Here is a 10,224-nt window from a genome sequence, read left to right as displayed (position 1 = left end):
AAAGCACGGTTTGCCGTGCGCAGATAACGGTGATTTTTCGAGCAAGTTCACACTATCGGATTAGGCGGACCTTTAATAAGGGTATAGAGGCTGTGCGCACCTTGCCTCTATTGCTACACAAACTTAACACAGAGTGCGTTTAAGTGAAGAAGAGCAATAATGGAGCTCTTTTTTATGCTAAATAATTATATTATTTAGAACAAGTGCAAGACCACAAAACATTGATAATAGTCATGGTTTAGCTGCTCCATGCTTAGGCATTCCCCTGTTGGGTTTAGCCTAGCCATTCGCTGGCGGCCGGAGTCGCAACCCATGATGACTACCCATAGCCACACATCGCGGCGCAAAAAAATCCGGAGCCAAGGCTCCGGATTACGGTACTCACTGAGTGCCATCAATTAGATAGCAATAAAGTCTGCTTTGTAGTCTGGGTTAACGTCCGCGTCATAATCGACACCTTCAGCACCAAAACCAAACAGCTTCAAGAACTCTTCTTTGTACTCAACATAGTCTGTCAGTTCTTTCAGGTTCTCAGATGTAATTTGTGGCCATAGCTCACGACAGTGCTGCTGGATATCATCACGCAGTTCCCAGTCGTCTAGGCGTAGGCGGTTTTTGTCATCCACTTCAGGTGCAGTGCCATCTTCTTTATACAAGCGCTGGCTGAACATGCGGAAGATTTGTTCCATACACCCTTCGTGTACACCTTGTTCGCGCATTTTCTTAAATACCATCGCGATGTAAAGCGGCATAACAGGAATCGCTGAACTGGCTTGAGTCACAACAGACTTCAATACCGCAACATTTGCTGTTCCGCCCGTTGCCGATAGCTTCTCGTTTAGCGCTGTTGCCGCACGGTCTAGGTCCATCTTAGCTTTACCTAGCGCACCATCCCAATAGATTGGCCACGTCAGCTCAGTACCGATGTAGCTGTAGGCCACTGTCTTACAGCCTTCAGCTAGAACGCCAGCTTCTGAAAGCGCGTTGATCCATAGTTCCCAATCTTCACCGCCCATTACCGTGACAGTGTCTTTGATCTCTTCTTCAGTAGCAGGCTCAACGCTAGCTTCGATAATCACATCTTTATTGGTGTCTACCGCTGTCGAAGTGTAAGTCTCACCAATTGGCTTAAGCGAAGAACGAATCACTTCACCTGTTTCCGGCATTTTACGTACTGGAGAAGCCAGTGAGTAAACCACCATATCGATTTGACCCAAGTCTTGTTTAATTAGGTCGATGGTTTTTTGCTTCGCTTCGTTAGAGAAAGCATCGCCATTAAGGCTCTTTGCGTAAAGGCCTTCTTCACGAGCAAGCTTTTCAAAGGCAACGGAGTTATAGAAACCTGCAGTGCCTGGCTTTTTCTCTGTGCCTTCTTTTTCGAAGAACACACCGATAGTTGAAGCGCCGCCACCAAATGCCGCAGCGATACGAGAAGATAGACCGTAGCCACTTGAAGCACCAACCACAAGAACACGCTTAGGCGCATTTTTAATTGGGCCTTGTGCTTTTGTGTAAGCAATTTGTTCTTTTACGTTAGCTTCACAACCCACAGGGTGCGTTGTCGTACAGATAAATCCGCGAATTCTAGGTTTGATGATCATATTCAACTTCCTTTACAAAACCCCGCTAGGATAAAAGGTTCAAGGCCAGTTCGCATCTAATTTCTGTAAAAATGTCGGCAAAATGCAAGTGGTTGGAGCTGTTTCATACCAGTTTTAGATTTCGAGCAAAAAGAAAGGCACCGTGAAGGTGCCTTTACTAAATACAGATTATTCCAACTTAAGCCACGCTATCGAGCTTCGGCTTTGAGCGATCGGTACCAGTTCTTACTTCGCTGAAATCATGGCTAAAGTCATCAACTTGAATCGCTTTGTAACGCAGCGCGTCTGCAGCTAGGATTTGGTCGACTTCATCCTGCGTTAGTACATCCGCTTCCAGCGCTTGAGCCAGACGATCTTTGAGCAGGCCTTTACGAGCCACTTTACCGTCTTTCGCCGCTCGCATCAGTTTACGTTCTAAACTCTGTACGCCATACATCGCAAGGAAAGCATTTTCCATCAGGCCAACGCTGTCGTCTTCGGCTTTGCCGATGTAGCAAAGGTGCGTTAGACGATCTCGATGAGCGCCCGGTGTCATTAGGCTTTCGGCCAACTTCACAGTGAGCGTGTCGCTTGGTTTAGCGAAATGATTCCCCAATGGGAAGATCAACACTTTCAGCAGGCCACCCACCGCTTTCTGCGGGTAGTTAGAAAACGCTTCTTGAAGCGCCTTGGCCGCGTTATGCAGACAGTGCTGAACCGAGTAGTGAACGTAATCAAGATCTTGCTGCTGACGTCCTTCGTCTTCGTATTTCTTCAGTGCCGCTGATCCCATGTAAAGGTAAGCCAACACATCACCTAGGCGCGCAGAGATCATTTCTTTTCGTTTCAGATCGCCACCAAGTGTTGCCATCGCGATATCTGCACTCACAGCTAACGCGCGGCTTAGACGAGTCAGATCTTTGTAGTAGTGCTGAGTTGGACCACTCATATCTGCTTTGATAAAGCGTGACCCTGTCAAAGCAGCACCGAACGCACCCAAGGTGTTTTTAGTCGCATGGCCAATATGCTTAAACAACAAGTCATCAAACTCTTTGGCACCTTGATTTTGATCTGGGTTAGCGGCGGCTTCCATCTCCTTGAGTACATAAGGGTGACAGCGAGTCGCACCTTGACCGAAGATCATCAGGTTACGGGTCAGAATGTTGGCCCCTTCCACTGTAATCGCAACAGGGATCCCTAAGTAAGGCGACGCCAAATAGTTCATTGGGCCATCTTGAATCGCGCGACCCGAATGGATGTCCATTGAGTCATTGAGGATAGTACGCGCCATTTCAGTCATATGATACTTGGCAATGGCTGTGACTATGCCCGGCTTCTCTTTCAGATCGAGTGACGTTGTCGTGAGCGTACGGGTCGCTTCCAGTAAGTAAGTTAGACCACCGATCCGGCCCATGGCTTCTGCCACCCCTTCGAACTTACCAATCGACATGCCAAATTGTTTACGAACATAGGCATAAGCGCCTGTGGTACGTGACGTTAGGTGGCCGATTGCCGTGCCTAATGCCGGTAGAGAAATACCCCGACCTGCAGACAGACATTCCACCAGCATACGCCAACCTTTACCAGCGTACTCTTGACCACCGATCAGCCATTCCATTGGGATGAACACATCTTTACCGCGTGTTGGACCGTTCATAAACGCAAGACCTAGTGGGTCATGACGCTCACCAATCTCAACACCTTCATGATCAGCAGGGATAAGCGCACAAGTAATGCCTAACTCTTTCTTATCACCGATCAAACCATCTGGGTCGTACATCTTAAAGGCAAGGCCAAGTACCGTAGCTACTGGTGCCAGCGTGATATAACGCTTGTTCCAGTTAAGACGAATACCTAGAACTTCTTTGCCTTCGTGCTCGCCATAACAAACCACACCATCATCTGGAATGCCGCCTGCATCAGAACCCGCTTCAGGGCCCGTCAAGGCAAAACACGGAATGTCTGTACCGTTCGCCAAGCGCGGCAACCAATAATCTTTTTGCTCCTGAGTACCATAGTGAGACAGCAGTTCACCTGGGCCCAAAGAGTTAGGCACCATAACCGAAACCGCCGCACTGATACTGCGAGTCGCAATACGAGTCACAATGGTAGAGTTGGCTAGCGCCGAAAATTCTCGACCACCGTACTCTTTGGAAATGATCAATGAGAAGAAGCGCTCTTTACGCAAGTATTGCCAAACTTCAGCTGGCAAGTCGCGGTCTTGTTTGACGATTTTTTGGTCGTCTAACATGCTAAGTAGCGTCTCCAACTCGTTGTCCACGAAGGACTGCTCTTCCGCGCTCAACGTAGGGGTTGGATATTTGTGCAGCTTGGTGAAGTCTGGGCGACCTGAAAACAGCTCCCCATCCCACCAAACACTGCCCGCTTCCATTGCTTCCTTCTCAGTGCTGGAAAGTGGTGGCAGTACTTTTTTAAACATTTTGAAAGCTGGGTCACTGACCCATTTTCTGCGTAGAGAGCCCATAATCAGATCCTTTTGTTCACTGTTGGTGGTCCAATTTATATTTGTTTTATGTTTCGTTTGTTCTATTACTCAGCCGCAACACCTGCGGCTAAATATGGGATAAGCTGATCGACAATAGACTTAGCGTCGACCGGCTGCCCGAATGAATTTTCTGCAATGTCCATCAGAGCTTGACTCGAGGCCATAGTGAATACACACGTACCTAACGTAAAATGAAGTCGCCAAAACAACTCTTCCTGAGTCAACTTAGGGTTGGCTTTGGTCACGGATTGGGTAAACAAAGTCAACGTCTCTTGATAACGAGTGGTAATAAACCAGCGCAAATGGCCTTGAACATCGGTGTATCCGCGGCCAATCAGCAACATAAAGCGACTGGTCCCATTTGGTCTAACATCATTCAGTGCGCGCAGCGGCCCTCTTAGCGATTCAAACACATCCGCCATTTGGTAACTTTCGTTGAGGTTGAGAGTGATCAAGGCATCTTGAACCGCTGGCATAAAGGCTTCGAGATAGCGGTTCAATACAGCACGTACCAGTGTTTTCTTATCACCAAAGTGATAGTTCACCGACGCGAGGTTAACGCCCGCTTTACTGGTAATCGTACGCAGTGAGGTGTCGTTGAAACCATGTTCTGCAAACAGAGCTTCCGCAACATCTAGGATTTTCTCTTTGGTCGTATTTCTCATCGACATTTCAATCGCTCGTATTAAACATCTGTTTGAAATATACATCCGAAACAAATAACCAACAAGTTTTTAACATCACATTTTTGAAGATTGGTCCGACCAGATTGCAAATTGTGCGAAATAAGCCTTTGAAGAAAAAATTAAAAAAAAATTAAAAAAATTTTGCCAACTATGGAACTGATTTGAATTCGGTGGGTCTCAATAAGTGTAGTTAGCAGAGCCTTCTTAAGTTTACAGGCCGTAACACTTGTTTTCTTGACTGACGCTACTAATTTACGCTGCTTTTTCTTCATTAACTCCTATGTTTTGTATCAGCCCAGAGCGCGATTGCTCTGGGCTTTTTTTATTCGTCACTGCTGTCGATGATCTTAGCCAGCGCTATGGCTGGTCATTTGAACTGGAAAATCACCCTAGCCGAGGCTGCGTCGCTCGCATCCGGTTTTGATCCATATTCAGGCTTTTGCGGCGAAATCAGGTAAGATAGGCCCCCATTTTACTGGCCAACGATTCAGATGAAACTTTGCGACACACCAATCACCCAGCACCAATTTAACGGCACCACGTTTTACCTCAAACGGGACGACCAGCTCCATAGCCATTTCAGTGGCAATAAAGCTCGCAAGTTCATGACGCTGTTAGAGGGAAGCTACCCAGAGGTGACCACCTTGATTAGCTATGGCAGTGCGCAAGCCAACTCACTTTACTCATTGGCCGCTCTGTGCGCCATCAAAGGCTGGACCCTTGAGTATTACGTTGACCGTATTCCGCCGTGGTTAGTCGACAGACCGATTGGTAACTATCGAGGCGCGCTCGAACTGGGCGCGCGTGTCATCCCTGTTAATGAATCCAACCTTCACCCAGCACAATTCATTGATACTGTTCGCCAGCCAGATGCACGCTGCCTCGTCATTGAAGAAGGCGGCCGCTCCACCGACGCTAGATTGGGCATTGAGCAGCTTGGCCGTGAGATCCTATCTTGGAGCCGCTTTCAAACAGGAAAAGAATTTGTTGTGGCGCTGCCATCCGGCACGGGCACCACAGCACTGTACTTGCACCGTTTTCTCCACGTGCACGGTATCCAAGTCCTGACCTGCCCTTGTGTGGGCGGCAAAGACTACTTAATCGAGCAATTTAAGCAGCTCGGTGAACGCGATTTTCCGCACATACTCGAACTGGAAAGCAAACATCATTTTGGCAAACTTTATCGTCAAGATTATGAAATCTGGCGTAAACTTCTCGAACAAACCAATGTGGAGTTTGACCTGCTTTACGACCCTATGATGTGGCAGTGTTTACAATCTTGGTCTGAGCAACACCGAGACAAAACCATTATCTATGTGCATCAGGGAGGCGTGTTGGGCAACGAAAGTATGTTGCCTCGATATCAGCGCAAATATGGCGATTAAAGAGGCATCGCCACCCGCGAATGTTTTTCTCGCGAGTCATTTAATCTTCACTCACTATCGGTCGCCCATAGTTGATGGGTTAATCTAAGGAGAGTTTATGCGCATCCATCTATTCACTTTGCTACTACTGGCATCGGCATCCACTTGTGCCAACGTGATCACCACACCCGGCAATGCCGTGATTGCCATCGATGGCAGCGAAGCCGCCAAGCGAGTCTGCTACTACCAAGATCAGGGCTACTCTCTCGGCGCCGTTATTCAGGTTGGTGACCACTATATGACGTGCACCCAAGCCAACGACTTTGAAACCAATGGTGCGTTAAAATGGGCGCCTCTCGATAGCCAAACTCAAGCTGAGCCAAAAGAGAGCCAACCCAATGTCAAACGTTACTCCGTTAAGTAACTCACTGGCCGAGGGAGTGCAAAAACGCCGCCCCTCGCACGCCAGATGAATCACCATGGACACTTTTGACAATGCGCGTTTGGGCAGATTTATTAAAGGTGTAGAGGTTAAGTTTGGCGTTCACCAACGGGTAAATAGCGTCAACATTGGACATACCGCCGCCAAGGACGATCACTTCAGGATCGACAAAGTTAACGATTGACGCACACACACGTGCCAGCTGATCACAGTATAGATCAAAGTGCTGCTGTGCTGCTGTATCGCCCTCGGCGCAAAGCGCCATGATTTGTTTGGCATCCGCAGGGCCGTGTTTTTCTGCAAACGAGCGGCTAAAACCCGTTCCTGATACAAAGGATTCTGTGCAGTTTAATGACCCGCAGTAACATTGTACTGGCGCGCCATCTTTGTCTTTATCGAAACCCGGTAAAGGGTTATGCCCCAGCTCTCCCCCCAGCTTGTTCAACCCCGTCACTAAGCCGTTGTTGATCACCACACCAGAGCCGCACCCAGTGCCAATAATGATAGCAACACACGAATGCTGGGCGTGTTTCGCCGCCCCATCTTTAAATTCAGACAGAGCGAGACAGTCTGCATCATTGGCTAAGGCAACCGGCACATCAATATAACGCGTTAAGTCACCAATAAAATCCTGACCGTTGAGAACCGTAACGTTCGCCCCTTGCATCAAACCATCATTGCCGACCGAACCACAGCACCCGATACCAATAGACTCGATCTCACCGTGTTGCGCCACCTCTTTTATGACCGCTAATACCGAATCAAGAAACTCCTGATAGCTGTGTGTATTGGTCGGCTCACGATGTTTGACTAAGGTTGCATAGCTCTCCTTATCAAGACCAACACCTTCTATTTTTGTCCCACCAATATCTAGCCCAACAAGCATTGTTTTTCTCTCCATTCACCACTAAACGTTTCACCACATCATGACACAGTCACACTCTTATCTCTTTTATCTTGCTCATGGTATTGGCAAGTTTGTAAACTAGGTGTGTTTAGGCCTGTTTGGGCTTTTTGCTAGCTGTATTTTTTTAAGGTATAAGAATGTCTAACCCTGCTCCATTTTTCCTGCTGGAAAATGTTATTCAACCCTACCCTTGGGGTAGCCGAGATTCGATCAACACTTTGTTTGGCATTGCCAACCCTGAGCAACAGCCTCAAGCTGAAATCTGGATGGGTGCCCACCCTAACGGATGCTCAAAAATTCAAATCGCGAATGAGACGGTTTTGCTGTCTGATTTTATCAACCACAACCCAGAGCAAACCCTTGGTGCCGAGACCCAACAGCGATTTGGTGAACTGCCCTTCCTTTTTAAAGTACTGGCCGCCGCTCAGGCGCTTTCCATTCAGGTTCACCCATCCAAAGCCCAAGCTGAAGAAGGGTTTGCCAGAGAAGACGCCGCTGGCATTGCGCGCAACGCGGCTAACCGCAACTACAAAGATCCAAACCACAAGCCCGAGCTGGTTTACGCGCTGACGCCTTACATGGCGATGAACGGCTTCCGTGACTTTGAAGAAACCATTGCCCTGTTTGATGCGTTGAATGCCCCCGCGCTAAAGCAAGATGTTGACGCTTTTCGTCATAACCTGACCTCACAAGGTTTACAGGCCTTCTTTAAAGCCATGTTAGAACTGGATGGCGATAAAAAGTCTCAGGCCCTAGACGCACTGCTTAGCTGGGCCAATAACAACCCAGATCCGTTGGCAGTGCTGGTGGTGGAGCTAAATAGCCAATACCCGAATGACGTTGGCCTGCTGGCCCCGCTGATGCTTAACGTGCTTGAGCTTCAGCCCGGTGAAGCCATGTTCTTGGATGCGGGCACCCCGCACGCCTACATCAAGGGCACAGGCCTTGAGATCATGGCCAATTCGGATAACGTATTGCGCGCGGGTCTAACGCCAAAATACATGGACGTTGAAGAGTTGGTCAGCAGCTGTAAATTTGCTGCGCTGGATAAAGATAAAATCCTCACGCAACCAGTCGAAAGCGACGGTGAGTTCAACTTCCCAGTGCCTGTGGAAGATTTTAAGTTTTCTGTGCTGAAGCAACCAAAAAACAAGCCGCTGACGCTGAACCGCGCTGAGATCTTATTTGCGGTGGATAGCGATGTTACACTGCAAGCTGGTGATGAGACACTTGTCTTGACCAAGGGGCAATCTGCTTTTGTACCACTATCGACTAAGGCGCTCACCGTCAGCTCGCAAGGCACAGTAGCAAGAGCGCATTAAGCCGCTGCTTGGCGAACCGACCCAACATTTGAAAGGAGCAAACCATTTGCTCCTTTTTTACACACCACATGGATACCGGAACCGACTATGATTCAGCCCATCGCCGTTCGACTCACCAAAGGCCAGGACTTAAAAAAGCAAATTCAGTCTCTGGTAACAAAGCATAAGATTCAAGCCGGCACTATCGCCTCGTGTGTCGGGTGTTTAGAGCAAGTTAGCCTTCGCCTTGCGGGCGCTGAGCAATCCATCACGCTGACGCAACCTTTTGAAATAGTGTCGGTGATGGGGACACTGACGCCAAACCACCAGCACATTCACATTTCTGTTGCTGATAGTAACGGCAAAGTCATTGGCGGCCACCTTCTCGACAACAGCCTTATCGATACCACTGCCGAACTGATCCTTCACACATACCCAAGCCTAAGCTTTTCTAGAGAGCAAGATGACACTACAGGGTATAGCGAGTTAGTGGTTGGGGGGTGTTGAGATAACGGTGATGGTTATGGCTCAATCAAGAGTCCCGTTCAGTAAAGGCCGAACGTTAGCTCACTCGGCCTTCTTGACACCTGCAACCTATTCAAACTCCATTCCTTTACGGTAGTCACTCAGCTTAAAGAACTGAAAAGCTTCAATATTAAATGTCGCTAGTGCGTTAACTATATTTTGATGGAACAATAAAGCGCCGCCTGTTACACCCGCTAGCTTTATCATTAGCCTATGTTCTTCAGGGATTGCATCTAGCACACTGTCGCCAAGTTGGTATTGTAAAACGGTGTTATAGGTATTTGTCGCCCAATCTATATTCACTCAGTTGAAAAAACCTAAAAGCATCAGGGTCTATGTAGCGACGAATCTGCGTCACTAGATTTTCATGAATGAGTAAACCACCGCCAGCGACTTTGCTTGGGCGTACGATCAGACGATTTTCCAATGGAATCGCATCTAACACGTCACTCTTTAATTGGTATCGGATGATTTCATGCCTACTGTCTTCTGGCGAATAATCAAGTATTTCACTGCGATCAAAGTCAATACAGTCGAGGCTGTTATAAGCATTAAAGAAGAAAAAATCTTCATGCCACTTCTCATCATCACCAATCAACACCGCTGGAAACAACTGAAAACCATTAATGGAGTAAGGCATTATTATTTCGGCAATTTTCTTAGAAACCACAGGGAAAAAACCATGGAGCAAAAAATCACTAACAATGAATGGCATCTCGCCTTTATCTGCATTGGTAAAGAATATGGGCCCATCGCCAACATCTAATTGAGTGAAGCTATAACGACGGCGCCCCGTATCCTGTGATGCCTTTAAATGCAGGTAAGTTTTCCGACATGGGACTTCAAACACTTTGTAGTATTGTTGTTCATAGTTTTGCATATTATTATCTCAGGTACTCAGTCACCTTACGTT

At 47.7% G+C, this 10,224-nt stretch carries 10 protein-coding genes; 4 read left to right on the top strand and 6 right to left on the bottom strand.

All coding sequences use genetic code 11. The features are described 5' to 3' along the window. Window positions 1–398: 398 nt before the first annotated feature. The 3 genes from fabV to psrA form a co-directional block, all read right to left on the bottom strand. Window positions 399–1,601, bottom strand: coding sequence for an enoyl-ACP reductase FabV (fabV, locus tag TW84_RS10245; RefSeq protein ID WP_045975546.1), 1,203 nt, complete (start codon window positions 1,599–1,601; stop codon window positions 399–401). Window positions 1,602–1,779: 178 nt separating this feature from the next. Beyond that, the gene (locus tag TW84_RS10240) at window positions 1,780–4,065 is read right to left on the bottom strand and encodes an acyl-CoA dehydrogenase (protein WP_045975545.1); all 2,286 of its coding nucleotides are present in this window, start codon (window positions 4,063–4,065) and stop codon (window positions 1,780–1,782) included. Window positions 4,066–4,130: 65 nt separating this feature from the next. Continuing rightward, window positions 4,131–4,757 (bottom strand): TetR family transcriptional repressor PsrA, encoded by a 627-nt coding sequence (gene psrA, locus TW84_RS10235; RefSeq protein ID WP_045975544.1) that lies wholly within the window; start codon window positions 4,755–4,757, stop codon window positions 4,131–4,133. A 506-nt stretch (window positions 4,758–5,263) separates the two neighbouring features. On the opposite strand from psrA, the gene TW84_RS10230 reads away from it, so the two are divergent. Both TW84_RS10230 and TW84_RS10225 read left to right on the top strand, forming a co-directional pair. Next, complete coding sequence (locus TW84_RS10230; RefSeq protein ID WP_045975543.1) at window positions 5,264–6,157, top strand: 1-aminocyclopropane-1-carboxylate deaminase/D-cysteine desulfhydrase; 894 nt, start codon at window positions 5,264–5,266, stop codon at window positions 6,155–6,157. A 97-nt stretch (window positions 6,158–6,254) separates the two neighbouring features. Beyond that, a complete protein-coding gene (locus TW84_RS10225; RefSeq protein ID WP_045975542.1) occupies window positions 6,255–6,560 on the top strand; it encodes a DUF1496 domain-containing protein in 306 nt (101 codons plus the stop codon). Between the two features lies 1 nt (window position 6,561). On the opposite strand, the gene TW84_RS10220 is transcribed toward TW84_RS10225, so the two are convergent. Continuing rightward, window positions 6,562–7,464 (bottom strand): ROK family protein, encoded by a 903-nt coding sequence (locus TW84_RS10220; protein WP_045975541.1) that lies wholly within the window; start codon window positions 7,462–7,464, stop codon window positions 6,562–6,564. A 158-nt stretch (window positions 7,465–7,622) separates the two neighbouring features. On the opposite strand from TW84_RS10220, the gene manA reads away from it, so the two are divergent. Further along, complete coding sequence (manA, locus tag TW84_RS10215; protein ID WP_045975540.1) at window positions 7,623–8,807, top strand: mannose-6-phosphate isomerase, class I; 1,185 nt, start codon at window positions 7,623–7,625, stop codon at window positions 8,805–8,807. Between the two features lie 87 nt (window positions 8,808–8,894). After that, window positions 8,895–9,293 carry a PPC domain-containing DNA-binding protein gene (locus tag TW84_RS10210; RefSeq protein ID WP_045975539.1) on the top strand — a complete coding sequence of 133 codons (399 nt, stop codon included), beginning with the start codon at window positions 8,895–8,897 and terminating at the stop codon, window positions 9,291–9,293. An 87-nt stretch (window positions 9,294–9,380) separates the two neighbouring features. Here the strand turns inward: TW84_RS10210 and TW84_RS24380 are convergent, their stop codons facing one another. Both TW84_RS24380 and TW84_RS10205 read right to left on the bottom strand, forming a co-directional pair. Next, on the bottom strand, window positions 9,381–9,551 hold the full coding sequence (locus TW84_RS24380; RefSeq protein WP_157634029.1) for a hypothetical protein: 171 nt from the start codon (window positions 9,549–9,551) through the stop codon (window positions 9,381–9,383). A gap of 31 nt (window positions 9,552–9,582) precedes the next feature. After that, window positions 9,583–10,191 carry an imm11 family protein gene (locus tag TW84_RS10205; protein ID WP_045975538.1) on the bottom strand — a complete coding sequence of 203 codons (609 nt, stop codon included), beginning with the start codon at window positions 10,189–10,191 and terminating at the stop codon, window positions 9,583–9,585. Window positions 10,192–10,224 lie beyond the last annotated feature (33 nt).

The sequence above is a fragment of the Vibrio neptunius genome, from assembly GCF_000967495.1.
GTDB lineage: Bacteria > Pseudomonadota > Gammaproteobacteria > Enterobacterales > Vibrionaceae > Vibrio > Vibrio neptunius.
The sequence above is the reverse complement of the archived record's forward strand: the minus strand, read 5'-3'. Positions and strand labels throughout refer to the sequence as shown.